General features: G+C 60.3%; 21 protein-coding genes and 2 pseudogenes. 9 read left to right on the plus strand and 14 right to left on the minus strand.

Annotation, left to right across the window (positions count from 1 at the left end):
* Window positions 1–7 precede the first annotated feature (7 nt).
* The 3 genes from ABIB90_RS27765 to ABIB90_RS27775 all read right to left on the minus strand — a co-directional run bounded on the left by ABIB90_RS27765 (window position 8) and on the right by ABIB90_RS27775 (window position 1,419).
* Window positions 8–391: an Hsp20/alpha crystallin family protein gene (locus ABIB90_RS27765; protein WP_354201705.1), complete on the minus strand. Its 384-nt coding sequence runs from the start codon at window positions 389–391 to the stop codon at window positions 8–10.
* 154 nt (window positions 392–545) lie between these two features.
* Entirely contained in the window at window positions 546–1,112 is a 567-nt protein-coding gene (locus tag ABIB90_RS27770; protein WP_354201706.1) for a YciE/YciF ferroxidase family protein, read from the minus strand.
* 100 nt (window positions 1,113–1,212) lie between these two features.
* Window positions 1,213–1,419 carry a hypothetical protein gene (locus ABIB90_RS27775; protein WP_007601434.1) on the minus strand — a complete coding sequence of 69 codons (207 nt, stop codon included), beginning with the start codon at window positions 1,417–1,419 and terminating at the stop codon, window positions 1,213–1,215.
* Window positions 1,420–1,508: 89 nt separating this feature from the next.
* On the opposite strand from ABIB90_RS27775, the gene ABIB90_RS27780 reads away from it, so the two are divergent.
* The 3 genes from ABIB90_RS27780 to ABIB90_RS27790 all read left to right on the plus strand — a co-directional run bounded on the left by ABIB90_RS27780 (window position 1,509) and on the right by ABIB90_RS27790 (window position 4,747).
* On the plus strand, window positions 1,509–2,135 hold the full coding sequence (locus ABIB90_RS27780) for a MarC family protein (RefSeq protein WP_354201707.1): 627 nt from the start codon (window positions 1,509–1,511) through the stop codon (window positions 2,133–2,135).
* A 158-nt stretch (window positions 2,136–2,293) separates the two neighbouring features.
* Complete coding sequence (locus tag ABIB90_RS27785; RefSeq protein ID WP_007601436.1) at window positions 2,294–2,947, plus strand: L-fuculose-phosphate aldolase; 654 nt, start codon at window positions 2,294–2,296, stop codon at window positions 2,945–2,947.
* A 12-nt stretch (window positions 2,948–2,959) separates the two neighbouring features.
* Window positions 2,960–4,747 (plus strand): chloride channel protein, encoded by a 1,788-nt coding sequence (locus ABIB90_RS27790; protein ID WP_007601437.1) that lies wholly within the window; start codon window positions 2,960–2,962, stop codon window positions 4,745–4,747.
* A 50-nt stretch (window positions 4,748–4,797) separates the two neighbouring features.
* Here the strand turns inward: ABIB90_RS27790 and ABIB90_RS27795 are convergent, their stop codons facing one another.
* Entirely contained in the window at window positions 4,798–5,055 is a 258-nt protein-coding gene (locus ABIB90_RS27795; RefSeq protein WP_354201708.1) for a DUF2798 domain-containing protein, read from the minus strand.
* 288 nt (window positions 5,056–5,343) lie between these two features.
* Here ABIB90_RS27795 and ABIB90_RS27800 point away from each other — a divergent pair, with 288 nt between their 5' ends.
* Window positions 5,344–5,733, plus strand: coding sequence for a hypothetical protein (locus ABIB90_RS27800; protein ID WP_007601441.1), 390 nt, complete (start codon window positions 5,344–5,346; stop codon window positions 5,731–5,733).
* Window positions 5,734–6,385: 652 nt separating this feature from the next.
* Here ABIB90_RS27800 and ABIB90_RS27805 read toward each other — a convergent pair.
* From ABIB90_RS27805 to ABIB90_RS27825, 5 genes are all read right to left on the minus strand, one after another.
* Window positions 6,386–6,589 (minus strand): hypothetical protein, encoded by a 204-nt coding sequence (locus ABIB90_RS27805; protein WP_354172321.1) that lies wholly within the window; start codon window positions 6,587–6,589, stop codon window positions 6,386–6,388.
* A 122-nt stretch (window positions 6,590–6,711) separates the two neighbouring features.
* Window positions 6,712–6,975, minus strand: coding sequence for a hypothetical protein (locus ABIB90_RS27810; protein WP_354172319.1), 264 nt, complete (start codon window positions 6,973–6,975; stop codon window positions 6,712–6,714).
* A 185-nt stretch (window positions 6,976–7,160) separates the two neighbouring features.
* Window positions 7,161–7,871, minus strand: coding sequence for an ion channel (locus ABIB90_RS27815; RefSeq protein WP_354172317.1), 711 nt, complete (start codon window positions 7,869–7,871; stop codon window positions 7,161–7,163).
* A 124-nt stretch (window positions 7,872–7,995) separates the two neighbouring features.
* The gene (locus ABIB90_RS27820; RefSeq protein WP_354172315.1) at window positions 7,996–8,364 is read right to left on the minus strand and encodes a response regulator transcription factor; all 369 of its coding nucleotides are present in this window, start codon (window positions 8,362–8,364) and stop codon (window positions 7,996–7,998) included.
* An 83-nt stretch (window positions 8,365–8,447) separates the two neighbouring features.
* Entirely contained in the window at window positions 8,448–9,080 is a 633-nt protein-coding gene (locus tag ABIB90_RS27825) for a response regulator transcription factor (RefSeq protein WP_354201709.1), read from the minus strand.
* 397 nt (window positions 9,081–9,477) lie between these two features.
* Here ABIB90_RS27825 and ABIB90_RS27830 point away from each other — a divergent pair, with 397 nt between their 5' ends.
* Together ABIB90_RS27830 and ABIB90_RS27835 are read left to right on the plus strand one after the other, a co-directional pair.
* Window positions 9,478–10,818, plus strand: coding sequence for a carbohydrate porin (locus ABIB90_RS27830; protein ID WP_354201710.1), 1,341 nt, complete (start codon window positions 9,478–9,480; stop codon window positions 10,816–10,818).
* Window positions 10,819–10,831: 13 nt separating this feature from the next.
* A complete protein-coding gene (locus ABIB90_RS27835; RefSeq protein WP_354172308.1) occupies window positions 10,832–12,703 on the plus strand; it encodes a sensor histidine kinase in 1,872 nt (623 codons plus the stop codon).
* A 180-nt stretch (window positions 12,704–12,883) separates the two neighbouring features.
* Here the strand turns inward: ABIB90_RS27835 and ABIB90_RS27840 are convergent, their stop codons facing one another.
* Entirely contained in the window at window positions 12,884–13,171 is a 288-nt protein-coding gene (locus ABIB90_RS27840) for a helix-turn-helix transcriptional regulator (protein ID WP_354201711.1), read from the minus strand.
* A 47-nt stretch (window positions 13,172–13,218) separates the two neighbouring features.
* Window positions 13,219–14,811 (minus strand): DUF3631 domain-containing protein, encoded by a 1,593-nt coding sequence (locus ABIB90_RS27845; protein WP_354172304.1) that lies wholly within the window; start codon window positions 14,809–14,811, stop codon window positions 13,219–13,221.
* A 194-nt stretch (window positions 14,812–15,005) separates the two neighbouring features.
* Here ABIB90_RS27845 and ABIB90_RS27850 point away from each other — a divergent pair.
* Window positions 15,006–15,589 (plus strand): annotated as a pseudogene (locus ABIB90_RS27850) (calcium:cation antiporter family protein); the annotation flags it as partial.
* Between the two features lie 175 nt (window positions 15,590–15,764).
* Here ABIB90_RS27850 and ABIB90_RS27855 read toward each other — a convergent pair.
* A pseudogene (locus ABIB90_RS27855) lies at window positions 15,765–16,031 on the minus strand (tyrosine-type recombinase/integrase); the annotation flags it as partial.
* Window positions 16,032–16,247: 216 nt separating this feature from the next.
* On the opposite strand from ABIB90_RS27855, the gene ABIB90_RS41655 reads away from it, so the two are divergent.
* Together ABIB90_RS41655 and ABIB90_RS27865 are read left to right on the plus strand one after the other, a co-directional pair.
* Window positions 16,248–16,562 (plus strand): DUF1488 family protein, encoded by a 315-nt coding sequence (locus ABIB90_RS41655; protein WP_502917087.1) that lies wholly within the window; start codon window positions 16,248–16,250, stop codon window positions 16,560–16,562.
* A 222-nt stretch (window positions 16,563–16,784) separates the two neighbouring features.
* Window positions 16,785–17,540 (plus strand): outer membrane protein, encoded by a 756-nt coding sequence (locus ABIB90_RS27865; RefSeq protein ID WP_354172300.1) that lies wholly within the window; start codon window positions 16,785–16,787, stop codon window positions 17,538–17,540.
* A gap of 322 nt (window positions 17,541–17,862) precedes the next feature.
* Here the strand turns inward: ABIB90_RS27865 and ABIB90_RS27870 are convergent, their stop codons facing one another.
* On the minus strand, window positions 17,863–18,099 hold the full coding sequence (locus ABIB90_RS27870; protein WP_354172298.1) for a hypothetical protein: 237 nt from the start codon (window positions 18,097–18,099) through the stop codon (window positions 17,863–17,865).
* Window positions 18,100–18,359: 260 nt separating this feature from the next.
* Window positions 18,360–19,112 carry a hypothetical protein gene (locus ABIB90_RS27875; RefSeq protein WP_063995468.1) on the minus strand — a complete coding sequence of 251 codons (753 nt, stop codon included), beginning with the start codon at window positions 19,110–19,112 and terminating at the stop codon, window positions 18,360–18,362.
* Window positions 19,113–19,236 lie beyond the last annotated feature (124 nt).

The raw sequence follows: 19,236 nt of genomic DNA on the forward strand, positions 1-19,236 counted from the left end.
ATCGACCTCAGGATTTGGCGAGGCGCAGCGCGACGCAGCCGTCCATCACGAAGCGGCTGATGGCGTAGCGGCCAACGGGTAATGCAATGCGGCGCTCAAAACGCCCCTGCGGCAGTTCGAGCCGGTGGATGCGGGCGTTGCGAAGCTCCGGCGGAAGGGTGCGCTGGCCGGAGATGACGAGCGCGCCGTCATGGATGACAGTCTCGACATTGTCGGGATTGACACCCGGAAGCGCGACCAAGATCAGAAGCTCATGCTCGGTTTCGAGCACGTCGATCGGTGGCTCCCAGCACGCTTCCTGGCGGCCGAACTGCTGGCGCAGCCGTTCGGCGCGAGTCAGCGAGTCCAGGGCTTCGGACAGCATCCAGTCGAGGGGATTTTTGGGTTGCATGATGCGGGCTCGGCGGTGGGGAACGCTGAATATGGGGCCGGTTCCCGAGAATTCCAGCCCGGCGGCGCGCAGGTGCCATGCGGATCGTGCGATCCGAAAACACAAGCGCCGCGGCCTTCCGGCCGCGGCGTTTCGTCGTCACGCCACGTGGGGCTCAGGCCGCCTGGCGGTATTCCTCTTCCGCCTCGAGGTTGATCACGGAGGTGGCGAGCTCGGTCAGGGTGTGATCGGTCGCCTCTTCCTCGTTCAGCGTCGCCTGCAGCAGCTTTGCCGCGTCCTGCATGCCGAGCTCCTCGGCCCAGGTGCGCAGCGTACCGTAGCGGGAGATTTCGTAATGCTCGACCGCCTGCGCAGCTGCGAGCAGGCCGGCGTCGAGCGCAGGAGCGTTCTTGAACTCCTTCATGATCTCGGCGCCTTCGTCGGTGATGCCGTTGATCGCTTCGCAGGGCTTGCCGCGGGCCGGCTTGCCCAACATCTTGAAGATCTGGTCCAGACGTTTGACCTGGCCCTGGGTCTCGCGCAGATGCTTGTTGAAAGCCGCCGCGAGCTCCTTCGAGTTGGCGGCCTTGGCCATCTTGGGCAAGGTCTTGATGATCTTGTTCTCGGCGAAATAGATGTCCTTGAGCGTCTCGAGAAACAGGTCGCTCAACATCTTCGGCGCCTGACGGGCGCGGCCCGTCGACGATTTCTTGGTCGTGCGCTTCTTTGCTTTCTTGGCCATACATCCTCCTCTTGAGGTGACACGCGAAGGCATCGCCTTCCGCAATCCTCAGGCGATCAAAAGCTTTCGGAGAACGAAAGTTCCAAACGGCAACCTGCGCTCAGGTCGGACGCTTGTAGGGATCTTCCTGCCGCTGCCGCGCCTCGGTGTTGCGGTCGAGCTGTGCGCGCTCGCGGCGCCGCAGGCGCCCCGCCTTCGCCACGCCGTAGACGAGGACCGCACCGAGCACGAAGGCTCCGATGAACCAGAGCCAGAGCAGGTTGCCCGAAAGGTGACCCAGCAACATTCCAATTCCACTGTCGCTCATTGTGCATCTCCGGTGATTTTCAAAGCGGTTCTGCCGGGCTAAGTCAGTCCGCCAGCCATCGTTCCTGCGTCCAGGGAGCCCACCGAGACATGATCGATTTCTCCCTGTCCGCGTTTGTGACGTTGCTGCTGGTGGTGGATCCCGTTGGTCTCGTGCCCGCCTTCCTCGCCGCGACCGGAGGCATGCCCGACAAGACCAAGCGCACCATCGCGCTACGCGCGCCACTGATTGCGGCGTCGGTCCTGGTGGTGATCGCCCTGATTGGAAACTGGCTGCTGCGCCAGCTCGGGATCGGCATCCCTGCCTTCCAGATCGCCGGCGGGTTGCTGCTGTTCGGCGTGTCCTATCAGATGATCTTCGGCGACCGTCCGCATCGCGAGGCCCGCGAGGCCGACAAGGCAAGCTCCGAGCATGCCTCCGACGTCGCGGTATTCCCGCTGGCGATCCCGATGATGGCCGGTCCCGGCGCGATCGCGACCACGCTGCTCCTGACGGGCGATGCCGGCTACGGGCCGAGGCTCGCGATCATCATCGCGGTCGTGCTCTGCGTCTGCTTACTTTGCATGCTCTGCTTTGTCTCCGCGAACATGATCGCGCGGAGCCTTGGGCGCACCGGCAACGCCGTCCTCTCGCGCGTGCTCGGCATGCTGCTCGCGGCCTATTCGGTGCAGTTCGTGATCAATGGCATCGCGGCCGTCCGGGCGAGCTTGCCGTAGAGCTGCGACAATCTGTTAATGCGTTGATTTTCATGTTTATTTCATGATGCCATGAGGCGGCTGGCGCGATCGCGCGCGATCCGGTCCGCTTTCTCTTGCGCTGCCATAATGCTTGACGTACTCCCCGTCTGACAGGCGCCCATCGTCAGGAAATCGAGATGTCGATGACAGCGGACGAGCTCGACAAGAGACAGGCCATCATCGGCGCCTGCCGCCGCATGAACGCGCTCGGCATCAACCAGGGCACCTCGGGCAATATCAGCGTCCGGCATGTGGACGGGCTTCTGGTCACCCCGACCAGCGTGCCCTACGACGCCATGACGCCGGACCAGATCGTGTTCATGGCGATGGACGGCTCGCACGCGCCCGATCAGAAGCCGTCAAGCGAGTGGCGCTTCCACCTCGACATCCTGAAGGCCCGGCCAGACGTCAACGCCGTCGTCCACGCCCATCCGACCTATTGCACCATCCTGGCGATCATGGGCCTGGAGATCCCGCCCGTGCACTACATGATCGCAGCCGCCGGCGGCGACAGCATCCGCTGCGCGCCCTATGCCACCTTCGGAACGGCGGAGCTGTCCGAACATGCAGTGCGGGCGCTGGAGGGCCGGCTTGCCTGCCTGCTCGACCATCACGGCATGATCGCGATCGGCAAGTCGTTGGACAAGGCGATGTGGCTCGCCGTCGAGGTCGAGACACTGGCGCGGCAATATCACGGCTGTCTCCAGATCGGAGAGCCGCCGCTGCTGTCGAGTGCCGAGATCGAGCGGGTCCGCCAGCGCATGTCCGGTTACGGCATGTCGGAAGGGTAGGGCGGGCCAAAAGTGTTCCTGCGGATCAGACATCTCGCCGACCGCAAGGGGACGAACCGCGTCATGGTTCGGCTGCGGGCGCTGCTGCGCAGCAACGAATTCTATCTGATCCCGCTGGCGCTGGTGATCGGCACGCTCGCCGGCGCCATCGTGACGCTGATGGCCGAGATTGCGCAGATTGCCCATATGGTGATCTACGGCATTCCCATCGACGTTCGCCTGTCCGCCAATACCAGCGTCAGTCCCTGGGCCGCGTTGATCGCGCCCGCGCTGGGCGGATTGGCGCTCGGGATCATGGAGTGGTGGCGGCGAAGGCTCAAGCTCTCCAGCGCGGTCGATCCGATCGAGGCGAACGCGCTGCGTGGCGGCAATCTGTCGATGCGCGACAGCGTGGTGGTGTCGAGCCAGACCTTGATCTCGAACGGCTGCGGCGCCTCCGTCGGCCTCGAAGCCGGCTATACCCAGATCGGCTCGGGCATCGCCTCGCTGCTCGGCAAGTTCTTCAATCTGCGCCGCAACGATCTGCGCCTGATCGTCGGCTGCGGTGCCGCTGCGGCGATCGCGGCCGCCTTCGGTGCGCCGATCACCGGCGCCTTCTACGCCTGCGAGCTGATCGTCGGCGTCTATTCGGTCGGCAGCGCTGCGCCAATCCTCGCCGCCTCGCTCGCGGGTGCACTGACCGCGCAATGGCTCGGCGGCGCGCCATACTCGCTCGAAATACCCAAGGTCAGCGCCGTCGGCGTCGAGCAATATCTGGCGCTGATCGGGCTCGCGCTCGTCACCAGCGGCGTCGGCATCGCCGTGATGCGCTCGTCCTCGATGTTCGAGCGCCTGTTCAAATGGCTGCCGGTCTGGCTGCGCCCGGTGATCGGCGGCCTCATCGTCGGAGGCTTTGCGATTGTCACGCCGCAGGTGCTGGCGGCCGGCCACGGCGCGATGGTGCTCGATCTCTTTCACGACATGACGATCGGCCTGATCGCGCTGATCATCGCCTTGAAGGTGACGGCCTGCCTGATCTCGCTCGCCTCCGGCTTCCGCGGCGGGCTGTTCTTTGCCTCGCTGTTCGTCGGCAGTCTGATCGGAAAGTTCTTTTCGGCGGTGCTGCTCTTGATCAGCCCGAACTTCGTGATCGATCCGCTGGTCGCGATGCTGACGGGCATGGCGACGCTCGGCGTCGCCATCGTCGGCGGTCCCTTGACCATGTCGTTCCTCGTGCTCGAGATGACCCGCAACGTCGACGTCACCGCCGTGGTGCTCGCCGGTTGCATCGTCACCTCGATCTGCGTCCGCTTCATGTTCGGGCACTCCTTCTCGACCTGGCGCCTGCATCTGCGCGGCGAGACCATCCGCAGCGCCAACGACGTCGGCTGGCTGCGCAACCTCACCGTCGAGCGGCTGATGCGCTCCGATGTCGGCAAGGTGCCGTCGACCACGACGATCGCCGCGGTCCGCCGCGAATTCGCGCTGGGCTCGCGGCCCGGGATCGTCATCGTCAACAATGCGGACGAATATGTCGGTCTCGTCCTGCTGCCCGACCTGTTCTCCGGCGATCTCGACACCATCGCCGACGAAATCCAGGTGATCGAGCTCGCGCGCCTGACCGAGATCGTGCTGATCCCCGAAATGAACGTGAAGTCGGCCATGGCGGTGTTCGACGAGGCGGAAGCCGAGATGCTGGCAGTCGTCGATTCCACCGACAGCCGCAAAGTGGTCGGCTTCCTCACCGAGACCTTCGCCCGCCGCCGCTATGTCGAGGAGATCGACAAGGCAACGCGCGGCGTGCTGGGGGCGCTGTCGTAAAGTCACGCGGAAGCGGGACGGCGTGCGTCACGCGCCGCCGTCCGCGCCTGCTATCGGCTCGGTTGGGCGGGAGCCGCAACGACGCCCTCCACGATCCGGCGGACCAGCGGCAGCACCATCAGCAGCGTCGGAAAGGCGACGAGCCATGACAGCGCCCAGGCGCCCGGCCAGGTCGCGAGGAACGCCGGCGTTGCGCCGAGGCTTCGAAGGGTGGAAATGATCGACACCACGGCCGTCATGAGGACGGACAGCACAAATGGGATCACGATCGGCGCATAGCGCGCCGGCAGTTTGCGAACCGCAATCATCTGGTTTCTCTTTGGAATAGGACGCGTCAGTCACGGTGAACCCAAGAATGGCATCGATCCCGACGGCGTCGGTTGATGCGTTGGTTCACGTAAAACGCTTACGGCGACCGAAAAACGGTGCGGCTGTTCATTATCCGCTCATGTTGGATGGTTCAAGCTGGATCTGGTCGTTCGGTTTACAATCGTTCAAAGCGTGGCAGATTGCAGCGATCACGAAACCATTTCAGTAGCTTGCGCATTAAGTCTTGTTTGATGATGTCGCTTTGAGCGAGAACAGGGAAGGTCAAGATGAATAAGGGACCGATGATTTCTGCAGCCGGCCGCAACGTTGCGTTGGCAGCTTTCGCAAGTCTTGTTCTGATTGCGGCCTCTGTCACGCCTTCGGCTGCCAACTCGCCCGCGCCCAGCAAGGCCGCTGCCGCGGGCCCGGCCGCTCCGGCTGCCACCGATTTCAGCGCCGCTCGCCGCCACCGCTACTATCGACGAGGTCCGAACGCTGCAGGCCTCGCCTTCATGGGCGTGGCGGCAGGTCTGATCGGCGGCGCGATCGCAGAGAGCAGGCGCCAAGAGTACTACGAGGACCGCTATAATTACGGCCCCGGTCCTTACTACGGCGGCCAGGGATATTACGGCGGCGGTCCCTACTATGGTCCGCGTGGCTATTATCAGCCGTATTAGGCGCCTGTCCTCGCCGCAGTCTCGTTTCGCGCCAAGGGGCGGTGTTTTGCACCGCCCCTTGTTGCTTCTGCGCGAGGCGTCTCATTGCGCGACCTGTGTCGCGGGTGCGTCAATCCTCTCTTGAAAAAATATTCCACTTTACCGAAATTCGGTTTTGACGTATGTATCGGCCATCCCGGCTCATCCTTGAGGGGCGATCTTGTGGTCGTCATATTCGCGAGCCGGGCTTGCGGTGGACGCGGCAGCGTTCGGGTGCGAGAGGTTTGGGCAGGGCGGATTGCTCTCCGTGAGCCCGAGGCTTCGTTCCGACGAGCGGCGCTGCTAGGCTTCGTCTCGTCATCAGGTCGGCGGCAACGTGCACAACGTCGTCGAAACCGGTGGTGAAATGGCGGGCCGTGCGTACGGCAAAACCGTGTGGCCCTGTCGTCCAGTGATTTCTGGTGGGTTGGAACCTGAAAACCCTCGATCATTGAGGGGTTGTAAGGATCGCCACCGGGCGCTTGGTCCGGCCTGAAACCGCCGGGCCCTATTAGGCCCTAGTTTCACATGGTGGTTCAAACACCCTTCCGTTTCCAAGGAAAGCGAGTGCGTTGCGACGACGGACCTGTTTCGGCTCCGACATCCTCAAGCTCCCGGCTTGCTGGCACGCTGATCAGTCATTTACTTGGTCAGCTTCAAACCACGCTGGAATCTCCTGCGACGGAATCGACACTCTCGGCAGGTGCGGGATGATGGTGCCTGCAGTGACAATCAATCCTTCGGCGAATTTCGCTCGCGCAAAATCCCGCGCTTCTGCTTCAGTGACGAACGTCTTGGTCAGGCGCGGATGTCGCCGTCTTTGCAGCGTGCCATCCATGGGCACTTCAAACGTTACCACGTGTACTTCATACCGCGAGGCCGCTGCTCGTCATCGGTCCCGGTCCTCCGGGCCGAGATGACCGCGACAGCTCCTTTCTGCCCAGTCACCTGCAAACTGGCTTATCGCCGCACGCCGACGCGGTTGACGCCACCATTGGCATTGCCACCGGCATTATGGCGTACCGCAGCGCGGGCCACTGGACGCGCACCCAGCACCACACCGGCCCGAGCAACGCAACCCGCCGGGTAGGCAGTGTATTGGCAATACACGACTGCATTGGCTGGGCTTGGATTCAGCGTGAGACCTGCAAGGCCCAAGAGGGCGCTAGCAGCAATCCCGCTAATTGTCGCTGACTGGATCGAAAGACGCTTCTTGGGATGCATGCGGGTCTCCCTTTTGTGCCTGCACAAGAGATACACGGACGCCGTCTCTGGTGCGGCTGCAACGCAGCGTGTCCGCTAAAGGATCGCCGGCGTTGACACAGATCAACCAAGCGTTCGCCTAGCGACGCGGGAACCCCACACAAGAGGTGAGTGCAGCGCACACGTGTCGGTGCAGCTCCTGCGGCTCAGGTGGTAGGCGTGAGCTTACTCGCTGAGCCCGTACTGCCGAGCTCGAGGGTGACGAGCCTCGCGAGAAGCGTTGCCGGATAAAGCTGACCGATCACGCTCTCGATGTTGCAGAGACTTCGTGCCAACGGATGCACCGGAACGATGTCTCCATACCCAGTCGACGTAAGCGTGACAAAGCTCATGTAAAAAAGCGATGCGGCGACCGAATGATCGTCCTCGAAAGCTATTCCCTTGATTGCGTCGGGAGCCGCCAGCCCTACAAACAGGAACAGCGTTGCAAAGGCCACCGCAATCAAAAGGTACAGAAGGATCGCTCCGATAATTCGGTGATATGTAACGAGACCTCGCCTGAATACGGCCTGAAGCACGACAGCGCCTAACGTGCAGGCGATGACCAGCCATGCGCCGGCCAAAATGTGAAGGTGGTACGGTACTGGGTAGTAAATGCGCAGGAAGAATACGGCGACGTTGAAAACGAGCGCGAGCGACATCAGAACGAGAGCAGTCGGATTGTTGGAGATGATCACCATGCTGACGATGATCGCTAGCAACAGGCCATCCGCAAACAGATGAAAGGCGGTAATGCCCATTGCTTGTAGCGGGGCGAAGACAAAAATCAGTAATGCCAGCACTCCCGTGAGCACCGAGAGCAGCCAGTCAATGCGTTCTCCGCGCAAACGGCGCAGCTCGCTTACGGGCGTCTTCATCGATGTTCCTAAGGCCTGGCGCTGACCGCAGCGCTGCACCTTTGTACAATTCAGGACGAAAGTTCAGTCTCGTTGACCTAGATCAAGGGAACGGGAGCAAACCCGGGCGCGCTCAGTGAATGGGTTAGTGGCCTGCCGCAGCCTGTTTGAGCGGTTCGATCAGCTCGTGCGCTGAGAACGGCTTCGTTAGAAATGCGACGCATCCGGACAGCAGTGCGGCGTCGCGAACGGAATGGGTCTCATTGCCGGTGATGAAAATGACGGGGACCAAAACGCCTCGCGCTTTGAGTTGATGTCGGAGGTCGATCCCGGATCGCAGGTTGAGGTTGATGTCCAAGATGATGCAGAGTGCGTTGGCGATGTCGGCGTGCTGCTCCAGATCTTCGGCAGACGAGAAGAGGAGCGGTTTATAGTCATGTTGGCGGAGCAGCCGCCGTACAGCCCTCAGCATTCCGGGATCGTCGTCAACGACTATGACTTGCCTGCTGTGCACTCCGGGACCTCTGATCGCTTCCGGGGCATAATCGCTAGCGGCTCTGCGGAGCCGTGGCGTTTACCTAAGATACTTCTTTCAGCTCAGGGCGTGTGTTCCGTGTTTGGGGAAAGAGCGCCGATCCTCTCGGCAAGAGATACCAGCTCAGCTAACGACCGGACCTGCATTTTCTCCATCACACCGTGACGGTGAGCTTTGATCGTGCGCTCCGTTGTTCCAAGCGCGTGAGCGATCTGCTTGTTGATTTTGCCCCGAACGATGAAGTTGAAGACCTGTCGCTCGCGCGGCGTCAATGTAGCGAGACGAGCACGGGTCGCACTTACTTTGTTTTGCAGATCTAATGTCGATTGATGATGTGCCAACGCTCCTGCGATTGCGCGAAGAAGGTCTTCGGAGCTTACCGGCTTGCTCAAGAAATCCCGAGCGCCCGCCTTTATGGCCCGCACGGTGATAGGAATGTCGGTATGACCGGAGAGAAATATGATCGGCAATGCCGAGTCGAATTCGCCCAATTTTTTTTGCAAGGCCGGGCCGTCCAGATCGGGCATTTGCACGTCGAGAAGAATACAACCCGGACTGCCGTCGCTCGGCAGTCGGTCGAGCAACTCCTGCGCTGACGCATAGACTGCGACCTGGTAACCGGCGTGCTTCAAATGCCGCTCCATGGCCCCCCGGAATGACGGATCATCGTCGACAATATGCACGAGCCCAAACATCGGTCCTCTTTCGCTGCAAAAATGTACCGCGCAACTCGGGGAGAGTAAGTGTCGTTTGGCCCTTGTTCAGGCATAGCTGATCTGTCGCTGCGATCTACTACCAAAGTCTCAATGCGGTTTGTGCCACGCCGTCGTGCCGCGCAGCCCTGACGATGGCGACACTCCGCATGGACGGTCGACAGCTACTACCGTGCCCTGCCAAGGCGCGAAAACCGGGCGATGGCACTCTATCAGAGATTCAACCGGACGTTTTCCAGGTTGCGTTGCGGATCGCTACCAAATTATGATCGATGGTCAGGTAAGTCATACGGCGTATGACGATGCGAGATTTGGCGGACCTGCGGCCTTGCACCAGCCGTGCCAGCGATGGTGCACCTCGCATTGCGATTGGGACTGCATGTTGAAGGCGTTCGCATTATCGATTTGTGCTGGCTTCCTTCTGCGGGCGACCTGTCATGCTGCGGAGCTGACAGAAGACACCGCATTCGGCCCCGCGCCAGTCGCGCCAAAGGTTGACTTTCAGTCGCTTCGGATCAAGGGGCTCATCGTGGCGCTGCCTGGCCCGCAGGACACCGTCGATCCCGATTTCGCCGGCATCCGATCAAGTCTCGCGGCACTCGGGATCGGCTACGTCGGCTACACGAACAACAACTTTTACGACAACATGCTGCCCGCCGAACGGAACACGTTTGGCCAGCAGGTCTATAATGGCCAGAAGCCAACCTTCTTCACGAATAACGTGATGCAGATGACTTACGACCTCAGCAGATACGGGATTTCCGACGGTCAGATCGCGGGCGGCGGCATCTACAATTACGACAGCTGGGCACCGGCCGGGCCGAACGCATTTAGCCTTGCGACACTCAGCTATTATCAGACCTTCCTGAACCGGCAGGTGGAATTGAAGGTTGGATATTTGGCCAATGTCGTTGAGTATTGGGGACCATTTCTGGCAGGCAATTTGTCGTCCAGCATCTTTGGACCGAGCGGACAGATTCCGGTCGCGGCGGGTCTAAGCGCCTGGGCCTGGGCGAAACCGGCGATCAACATCAAGGTCAACGGCCCGGAGGGGCTATATGACAAATTCGGTGTGCAGGTGGCGAGCAGCCCGGATGGTCCCTTCGCCGAGAAGACCGCTAACCCGACCGGCCTGGACTGGTCGACGCCGAACAGTGGATTCCTCGCGATCAACGAGGTTGGCTATCGCAAGGAGGCCGCTCCCGGCCAGCTTGCGACCTGGGTGCGTGCCGCAGCTATCATCAACACCAGCAAGTATGTCGATTTCGAATTCGGCGGTCGGAATGCCGGGAATTACGCAGCCTATCTTCTGGCGGATCGACAATTTGTCCAACTTGTTCCAGTCGAAGGTCAGGCGGCAAGGGGGTGGTACGCTGGGCTAACCGCGATGTACGCTCCGCCGGAATTTAATCGCGTCAGCGAGTACTATGAGGCACGCCTCTATGGCATAGGTCTGCTGCCGTCCCGGCCAGGCGATATGGTATCCTTGGTTGTCTCCCGCAATGTCTTCACCCAATATCTGGTCGATGCCGCCGTGCGAGGCGGCCAGCTCGCGCATACTGACAATTTTTCGATAACTGCAGCCTATTATGCACCCGTTGCGCCCGGCATCCGTGTGGGCATCGGGCTCGGGTACACCAATAACCCCACGCCGGTGGTCTATACGCCGCAGACCGGGAGTGCCCTTAACGTGTTAGCCAATGCGACGATGTACTGGTGAGGCGACCATCGCGATGACCTCGCTAAAGCGGCACGTTTGTGTGTGGGTCGCTGCCGTTGTCGTGCTTGTCGTCTCGATGGGGGGCACAACCGCCCAAACCCTGTCTGGCCAGATTGCCGGCCAACCGAAAAAGATTTTGCTGCTTCATACATTCGGTCCGAATTTTGAGCAGGGAGCCGCATGGAGCAGAGAAATACAGAGAGAACTCAACAAACAATCGCCTTGGCCGCTGAACATTCAGGAACACTCGCTCGTCACGGCGCTGGACGGGGACGACGCCGCCGATGCGAAATTTGTTGAGTATCTTAAGGCGCTCTATACTCAACGGCCGCCAGATTTGATCGTCGCTCTTGGTGCCCCCGCTGCCCTCTTCGTCCAGCAGCACAGGCCAGACCTCTATCCGACGACGCCGATGCTGCTTGCGGCAGTCGAGGTGCGGCGGGTTGAGCCATCCATGTTGTCCGAGCGGGACGCTTTGGCCGGGGTGCGATACGATCAAGTCGCGGCTTTTGAAAACATTTTGCGGCTGTTGCCGGAGACAAAAGCCATCGCGATCATCCTCGGAAGCTCCCCCAGTGAGCGCTTTTGGGCTGCCGAGAGCCAACGGATAGTCGGTCCACTGCTGAAGAAAAACAAAGTTGAGTTAATCTTTTTCGGCGAGCAGCCGTTAGCGGATATACTGAAAGCAGTTGCGACTTTGCCACCGCACACTGCACTTTTTTATCAGCAGCTAGCGGTGGACGGTGCAGGTGCCGTCTATGGAGACAAGGAGCCATTGAGGCGCATCTATGAAGTCGCCAACGCTCCCATTTTTTCGTTCGATCAGTCTTATTTTGTCGGTCAGGTCGTAGGCGGTCCGATGTTTTCACCGGCTGAGGGCGCCCAATCAATGGCTGCTGTTGCCGTGCGCATGTTGGGAGGCGAGAAGATCAGCGGCATCAATCCCGTCGGCTTCTCAGCACCGAAATACGATTGGCGACTACTTCAGCGCTGGAACATCAGCGAGAGCCGCCTGCCGGCTGGGAGCGAAATCCTGTTTCGGGAGCAAACTGCATGGCAGCGTTATTCCTCACAAATCGTGCTGATAGCTGCCGTTCTTCTCGCCCAAGCTGGGTTAATCTTGGCCCTGCTCAATGCACATCGTCAGCGTCGGTTGGCGGAAGTACAAGCGCGGCAGCGAATGAAAGAACTCGCCCACGTCAACCGCTTCTCAACCGCTGGCGAACTTACCGCGTCGATTGCCCATGAAATAAATCAGCCGCTAGGGTCCATTCTGACGAATACCGAAACGGCACAGGCGATACTTAAATCTCCCAATCCGGACCTTGCCGAACTAAGCGAAATCCTGGGCGATATTCTACGGGATGATCAGCGCGCCAGCGAAGTCATCCGAAGGATACGAAGCCTGATGAAAAAGGCCCCCTTCGACCCGGTACAATTGGACCTCAATGATGTTGTGCGGGAAACCGTAGATTTTCTTTCAGCACTGGCCATCGCACGACAGATCGAATTGACCAGTCTGACCATGTCGAATGCGCTTCCGATCGTCGGTGACCGCATTCAACTTCAACAGGTTGTTCTGAACCTTGTAATGAACGGCATCGAGGCGATGAAGGATACGCCGCCTGGACATCGCAGCATCAGCATCCGGACTTCGCGCGTTGAGGAGTTCGCCCAGTTATCCGTTTCGGATCGCGGGCCCGGTATTTCCGAAGACAAGCTAAACCAGGTTTTCGAACCTTTTTTCACCAGCAAGGCGGAAGGCATGGGCATGGGGCTGTCCATCGCCCGCACCATTATCGAGGCGCACAACGGGTTCATTTCGGCAAAAAATCGCGATCACGGCGGCGCAACGTTCCGGATCAGGCTTCCCATTGTCGGTTGACCCAAACGGCAGCCGTGCGCCAAGCGCAGTGGTCGAGCCGATCCATCCAAAGGCGACCCGGTTCTCCTGCTGATGGAGGAGGAAAGGGGCGTGTGGATGCGGGCACCTTGCAGACCATGCTCCGGAAAGCCCAGGCGCATCGTATAGGTCAAAGAACAAATTTCAGCGCGTCTTCGCGGGCTACCGAACAGCGCCGGCGCGCCGGCCCTTGCCCCGTGCCCGACGCGGATCGAACTCATCAACCGCATTCTGCCAAGCCACGATCTCGTCTTCATACCAGACGCGCCGGTTCGGGCTGATGTAGGTGCATTTCGGAAAGCGACCTGCCTTCTCCATGCGATACAGCGTGGTGCGGCTCACCGGGATGATGTCCAACACCTGAGCTTCGGTGAGCATGCGGCGCGCAGCGGTGATGTGCACCACTTCGGTGTCGGCTTCGGCGAGTGCTACCTTTTTTGCGGTCATCATGTACTTCCATCATCTCGACGGGCCGGTAGACCTGGTCCGCGTCTTCATTACTTGGCCGTGCACTCCAGGGGGGCGCAAACGACCTGCATCACGCGCTCGGACTCGATCTCGATGAACTCGGGGAAAACACCGTGGTCCGAGAGAATCGCGCGCAGTTCGGCATCCAGTGCCGCCTGCCGGAGCGTGCCTGTCGCCAGCCGCTCTTCCTCGACTTTGCCCAGATACCACTCGGCGAGCTCGCGGATGAAGTGAACGCTCAGGCCCTTCTCGGAACCTTCCGCTGCAAGCCTCGTCGGCCTCTCTGTGCCGCCCGGAAAAGGCGTCACATCCGTCACATCCGTCACAGCGTCTGTAGCCTGAGCATTGTGATGTGACGGATGATCCTTGCCGGTGACGCTGCAACCGTCACAAGCGTCACACGCTCCCCCCTGAACAGCCTCGCTTGTGACGCTTGTGACGGTTGTGACGCCTTCTCGGGGACTGAGAGAGACGGGAGGGGGCAAATAGCGCCGCCACGCATCTTCCAGATCGGCGAGGAGGTAGCCCTTGCACTGGTTCGCCCCATGCGGCCGGAGCTTGTCGGACTTGATGCCGTAGCCATGCAGCCGGCTCGCCAGGGAATGGTCGTTGAAGGGCTCCTTGAGGTGGCTCCACGGGGCTGCCTCGAGCGCGTGCAGCGCCTCCAGAATTGCCTTAGTTGGAAGCCCTTTCGGGACGGTCATCTGGATCGCCGCGTCGGCTGCGGCGAAAATCGTCCGCAAATCAGACAGTAGGCGGATGTTCAGGCTCGGTGGTGTATCGGTAGTCGCGGCGGCAACCAGCGCGACGGCTGCTTTGCGCGCCAGTTCAGGCCACTCGCCACCCGCAAGGTCTGCAACCGCCAGCAGCGGCTCCCACAGGTCTGCGGTCCGGTCCTCGATGCCTGAGGGCATTTCCGGCCGCGCTGCCTCGGCGTGGCCTGCGCTGGCTGCCGCCCAGTCTTCGAGCCGGAGGAAGAGATTCCTACCAACGGGGGCGTGGGTGCGGTGCCGGAAAGCCTCGACGTGCTCGTTGGGCGCGCGCCGCCGCATCCGGATGACCACGCTGCGCGTCATGATCGAGTCCGGCAGCCAGCCCAGCCCTGCCAGCGCGACGGCGGCAAAGCTTTGCACGTCCTCGGTCTCGACGCGCTTTCCGTAGATGACGCAACGACCGAAGGTGGCGCCGCGGCGGTGACCGCTGTTGAGGAACGACCGAACGTCCTCATGCTCCCGCGCCTTCGGTCCGAAGATTGCGTCGATCTCGTCGAACAGGATGGTCGGCGGTCCACCTTCGCCCCCGCACTTCCGATACAGGTAGGCGGGTGAAACGTTCGTGGCATGCACGGGCCTTGGCACCAGCATCTCAGTCACCTCCAGGGCGCGAGTCTTGCCCGACCCAGGTTCCGGCGAAAGGAATGCAAGCCGCGCGGTGCTCTCCCATGCGCTCATCAGGTGCGTGTGTACGACCCAGAGGGTATGCGCGATGGCCGCGTGCACGGAGGGATAACTGACGAACCGGCACAGGAAGCCACGCACGTCCTCGAGGAGCGCGGCGCCGGCTTCAGCAGGTGCCCCGGCGTTGCGGCGCACAAGCCTGCCGGCCTCGGCTTTCAGCTTCACGGCGCCCTCGAACGAGGCGCGGGATGTCGGCGAGGCGCTCCTGCCGGCGGTCATCACGCGGAGTGTTGGACTGCTCCATTAACCCGCGCAGGAAATTAACGACGGCACCAGGCTCCATCCCGGCATAGATCATCTTGCAGGAGAGATCGCGCAGATTGTCGTGGAGCGAATGCCCGGCGAGAATGTCGCGCTAGACGCTGGGAAACCTAACGGAGCTGATCATTGCGATCACCGCGCTTCAGGCCGGCCAGTATATGCTCGTGAAAGCGTCGATTGCCGGTGCGATTGTCACCAACGCCCTGTTCATGCTCGGTGCCTGTCTATTGCTCGGCGGCCTGCGCTATCACGTCCAGGAATATAATCGTGCCGGCGCGCGGCTCTACTCCGGTCTCTTGCTGATGGCCACCGTCGCCCTGCTCGCCCCGTCGGCGGTCGCCGACCTCGATCTCGTACAAGGCGAGGCTGTCATGCGGAAGCTCAGCGTCGGTCTCGCCATACTGCTCATCATCGCTTACGCGCTCGGCCTGCTGTTCTCACTGAAGACCCACAAGGCGCACCCGCACTGGTGCTGCTCAGCTATGTCGTCGGACCGTCGCCAATGAGCCTGCAGTTCTGGCCGGGCGCCGTCACCATGGTGATGATTGCGACCGTGACCGCGAGCTTCATTACGAGCAGCGGGCGCTCGGCCTGGTTCGTCGGCGCCCTGCTTATCTTCATCTACGCGGTCTTTGCGTTGACGCTGTACGTGGTCCCGCCAGCGAGCCAGGAGATTGGGTGACGCCAACACCTCCTTTTCATCACCGTCCGTCGGCGCCGTGCCGTTTGTGAGTGAGTCCGTTGTTGGCCCGGAGCCGTCTGTGAGGGCAGCGTAGAGCACGTCTGCTCTGCCCCCGAAATCAGACGTCAACTTGTTCTGCTATCGCGAGGGCGTCGTCGACCTCGATGCCTAGGTATCAAACGGTGCTCTCGATCTTGGTATGCCCCAGCAGGAGTTGTACGGCTCGCAGGTTGCCGGTTCGGCGATAGATCAAGGTTGCCTTGGTCCGGCGAAGCGAATGCGTCCCGAACAGGTGCGGATCCAGTCCGATATCAACGATCCAGTGAGATAGGAGTCGGGCGTACTGGCGCGTCGTCATATGCCCACTCCGCCGCCGGCCAGTGAACCAAGTATTCTCCCGACTTCTTGCCAGTTGGAGGAGGAGCAATGTTTCCGCGTGAAGGACGCGAACGGAAGGCGTGCTGCGCTGCAATACCAAGACCGGGTCGATCTCGGTGACGTCACCCGCGATCCCAGCAGGTCTCGAATTTGCAAACCGCTGAGGACATGCTTTGCTCCGTTGCCTCAAGAAGGTCAGTTGCCGCGCCTTATAGATGCTCACCTGGCAGCCCACCGCGCGGTCCGCTTCACGGGTCGTTGGGAAAAGGGGACCGGGTTCATGCCGCTGAGGAGAGGAAAGGCCATTGGGTATGATGCCGACCTGATGGCGTTCAAGTTTACGATGAGGAATGGACAGCAAATTGTGCAATGCCAAATTAGCACTGCCGCGCTTAGCGACTTGGCTGATCGCCGGAGAGGCTCGAAGGGGGACTTGCTTGCTGAATTTAAGGCTCGTCGCGTGCTGATCGAAGCCATAGCGTCCGCACTGTTCGACCAATCATCCAATGAGAAAACAGTGGTCAGTATTTTTTCGAAACACATTCCGACCAGCCGTTTCGGCAGACGTCATACGATAAAGCCGGGAAGTAGCTGAATGGTCGGATAGCGCCTATTCGCCGCGATCTCCGCCGAATGAGTGACTTTACTCAAAAAAATACAAACAAATCATCAGCTTAGACGAATGCTCACTTTGGTCTTGAGTGTTGTCCATCGGATACAGGTCTTTGGGAGATTTCCGCCTATCGTGCCACCATAGATCGATCGGCAGTCGTGCCAATGACCGCTTCGCCTGAAGCGCATAACAAGTGGGGATTTAATGATGAAGAAGTTTTTACTAGGCACGGTAGGCGTGCTTGCTCTCGGAATGGCTGTGCCAGCCTCGGCTGCCGACATGCCGATGAAGGCTGCGCCGGCTCCCTACGTTGCCCCGATCTACAACTGGACCGGCTTCTATATCGGCGGCAATGGCGGCTGGGCGCAGAACCACAATTGCGTGGATTTCCTTGACGCGGCTGGCGTGGCCTTCGCTTCTGGCTGCCGCGATCGGTCCGGTGGCGTCATTGGTGGCCAGCTCGGTTATCGCTGGCAATCCAGCCAGTGGGTGTTTGGTCTGGAAGCGCAGGGCGATTGGGCGGATCTCAGCAACCAGCGCGTCAGCCTCATCAATCCTGCGCTCTCAACTCGTACCAAAACCAGTGCCATCGGCCTCTTCACCGGTCAGATCGGCTACGCTTGGAATGCGTCACTGTTTTACGTGAAGGGCGGCGCGGCGGTGACGGACAACCGCTTCAGCGTCCTCGAAAACGCTTTCGGCACTGAACTCGTGGCGCAAAGCGCGACCCGCTGGGGTGGCACCGTGGGTGTTGGTTGGGAGTATGGCTTCGCGCCGAATTGGTCAGCCGGTATTGAGTACGACCATCTGTTCATGGGGCACCGCAATAATTCGTTCACGGCCCCTCCCGCTCTTGCTGGATTTGTGAACGACCGGATCACGCAGGACGTGGACATGCTCACGGTGCGCGTGAACTACCGCTTCGGCAATTACGGCAGCCCGGTCGTCGCGAAGTACTGATCTCGCGTTATTTAGAGTTCTCCAGCAAACGAAGGTCGGCAGAAATGCCGGCCTTTTTTGTTGGAGGGTACAATCTAAAAGTCCTCAGACCCGCCACCCGCAATCGAGCCCTCGGTTAGCTCTGTCCCCTGCACCGGCTAATGACCCGCCGCGAACCGCGGCGGAGGATCGAAGACATGGCTCAAATCCAAAAAAACCGCGAGCGGAGCGGTGCGCCGAGAGCGCGAGGAAAAGTGCGCTAGACCGGCTCACGCTTATCAGACGCACGAAAGGCAGCGCCGACGTGATGATTGCCTTCTATACGCGTCACGCTCCCTGCGCATCAGGCTGTATGTCGACGAGAACTTCCCTTGAAAAACGGATCAAGTTTCACGGGTTCCCCGGTATCTTTCCAGTACAGTTGTTTACCGGCGCTCGCCGCCACCGCGAGGCGGTGGTGACCGCCGATCAGCGTATGCTCATCCGATGCCATCGCAACGATCTCGCCAGCTTCGTCCACGATGTTTCGCATGCGCCTTTCTTTGGCGGCCGTCGCGCGGGCATCGTTGATTTGGATCATGTGAGGCAATAACTGGTACCAGTACCTGACCGAAATCAATCCCGGCCAACCGCCCCGGAGAGGTCCCGCCCTTCGTCCGAAACGCACGAACCGCACACGCTGGCGTTGCAGCGAAAATCCGATAGTTTAATTCGTTCCGGCGCTTTAGATGTTCGATCTGCGACAAGCAAACAACCGTTTACCCGGTGCCTGCAACAGTTCAGTCCGAGCGAACTCTTGGTGGGCTGCCATCGCTCTGAACAGGATCGTAGCGCAAAACGCTAGCGGGGTTGCGCTATGTCGGCATCCAATTCGAGGGGATCCCGCGCAGCCTCAAAGCGGGGAATAAGATCGGCAGGCAACGCTACCAGTTTTGCTGCACGGTTGATCGACGATCCGAAAACTGTGGCGGCAGCGATGTGCTTTGCGAGCCTCGTGTAGTCGGACCATATCAAGTAGAACATGAGTGGTGGCTGCTCTCCATTCGCCAACAGTTGACTGGAGCGTTCGCCAGCGCCCTCAGTTAACCACCACCTGTGAGCTAGCGTGACGAGACTTCTGAAGTGACGAATAGTGCCCAACTGCTTACTTGGCTGAACGCCGGCCAATTTAGCGCAATGTGTTAGCCAATTGAGACCAGCCAAGATAGCAATCGAAAAATCAGTCGCCGCCGTTCCCGTGAAATCGACCACGGTCTCGTCGTGAGGACGCTGGAGGAGGTAAGCGTCTATCATTTCGATTTGCCGGTCTGCATCGCTTAGTAAGTCAAAGTCGGCCCTTGGCACCATCATTACATAGCGCATCGCTTCCAGCCGGGTGTGATCCCAAACCGAGCGAACATCACCGTTCAAATCCGATAATGCCCGCTTGCACGCTGGATAGATCAGTTCGCCCTGATCGACCTCATCGAGATATCGAGGAACGTGGCGGCGCAATTCATCGAGGATAACGTGCGGTCCGAAGAAGCGGTGACCGCCCGCTTTGTAGTCGGAATGTTTCCTGAGCCGCTTTCTGGGTTGCCACCAATCAAACAAGTGCCTTGACTCCCAGCCAGGCGAAGGAATCGGGAACAAACCCTGATAGCCGCTACCGCCATCGGCAATCCAAATGAATAGCAATCACCCTCAGCTCGCTCCGGCCCTTTTAGAGGGGGATCGT

The sequence above is a fragment of the Bradyrhizobium sp. JR4.1 genome (genome assembly GCF_040548605.1).
GTDB lineage: Bacteria > Pseudomonadota > Alphaproteobacteria > Rhizobiales > Xanthobacteraceae > Bradyrhizobium > Bradyrhizobium canariense.

Coding starts and splice junctions, on each gene's coding strand:
- ABIB90_RS27765 (WP_354201705.1), bottom strand. CDS start 391: ATGCAACCCAAAAATCCCCTCGACTGGATGCTGTCCGAAGCCCTGGAC.
- ABIB90_RS27770 (WP_354201706.1), bottom strand. CDS start 1,112: ATGGCCAAGAAAGCAAAGAAGCGCACGACCAAGAAATCGTCGACGGGC.
- ABIB90_RS27775 (WP_007601434.1), bottom strand. CDS start 1,419: ATGAGCGACAGTGGAATTGGAATGTTGCTGGGTCACCTTTCGGGCAAC.
- ABIB90_RS27780 (WP_354201707.1), top strand. CDS start 1,509: ATGATCGATTTCTCCCTGTCCGCGTTTGTGACGTTGCTGCTGGTGGTG.
- ABIB90_RS27785 (WP_007601436.1), top strand. CDS start 2,294: ATGTCGATGACAGCGGACGAGCTCGACAAGAGACAGGCCATCATCGGC.
- ABIB90_RS27795 (WP_354201708.1), bottom strand. CDS start 5,055: ATGATTGCGGTTCGCAAACTGCCGGCGCGCTATGCGCCGATCGTGATC.
- ABIB90_RS27800 (WP_007601441.1), top strand. CDS start 5,344: ATGAATAAGGGACCGATGATTTCTGCAGCCGGCCGCAACGTTGCGTTG.
- ABIB90_RS27805 (WP_354172321.1), bottom strand. CDS start 6,589: ATGGATGGCACGCTGCAAAGACGGCGACATCCGCGCCTGACCAAGACG.
- ABIB90_RS27810 (WP_354172319.1), bottom strand. CDS start 6,975: ATGCATCCCAAGAAGCGTCTTTCGATCCAGTCAGCGACAATTAGCGGG.
- ABIB90_RS27815 (WP_354172317.1), bottom strand. CDS start 7,871: ATGAAGACGCCCGTAAGCGAGCTGCGCCGTTTGCGCGGAGAACGCATT.
- ABIB90_RS27825 (WP_354201709.1), bottom strand. CDS start 9,080: ATGTTTGGGCTCGTGCATATTGTCGACGATGATCCGTCATTCCGGGGG.
- ABIB90_RS27830 (WP_354201710.1), top strand. CDS start 9,478: ATGTTGAAGGCGTTCGCATTATCGATTTGTGCTGGCTTCCTTCTGCGG.
- ABIB90_RS27835 (WP_354172308.1), top strand. CDS start 10,832: ATGACCTCGCTAAAGCGGCACGTTTGTGTGTGGGTCGCTGCCGTTGTC.
- ABIB90_RS27840 (WP_354201711.1), bottom strand. CDS start 13,171: ATGATGACCGCAAAAAAGGTAGCACTCGCCGAAGCCGACACCGAAGTG.
- ABIB90_RS41655 (WP_502917087.1), top strand. CDS start 16,248: ATGCCGCTGAGGAGAGGAAAGGCCATTGGGTATGATGCCGACCTGATG.
- ABIB90_RS27865 (WP_354172300.1), top strand. CDS start 16,785: ATGATGAAGAAGTTTTTACTAGGCACGGTAGGCGTGCTTGCTCTCGGA.
- ABIB90_RS27870 (WP_354172298.1), bottom strand. CDS start 18,099: ATGATCCAAATCAACGATGCCCGCGCGACGGCCGCCAAAGAAAGGCGC.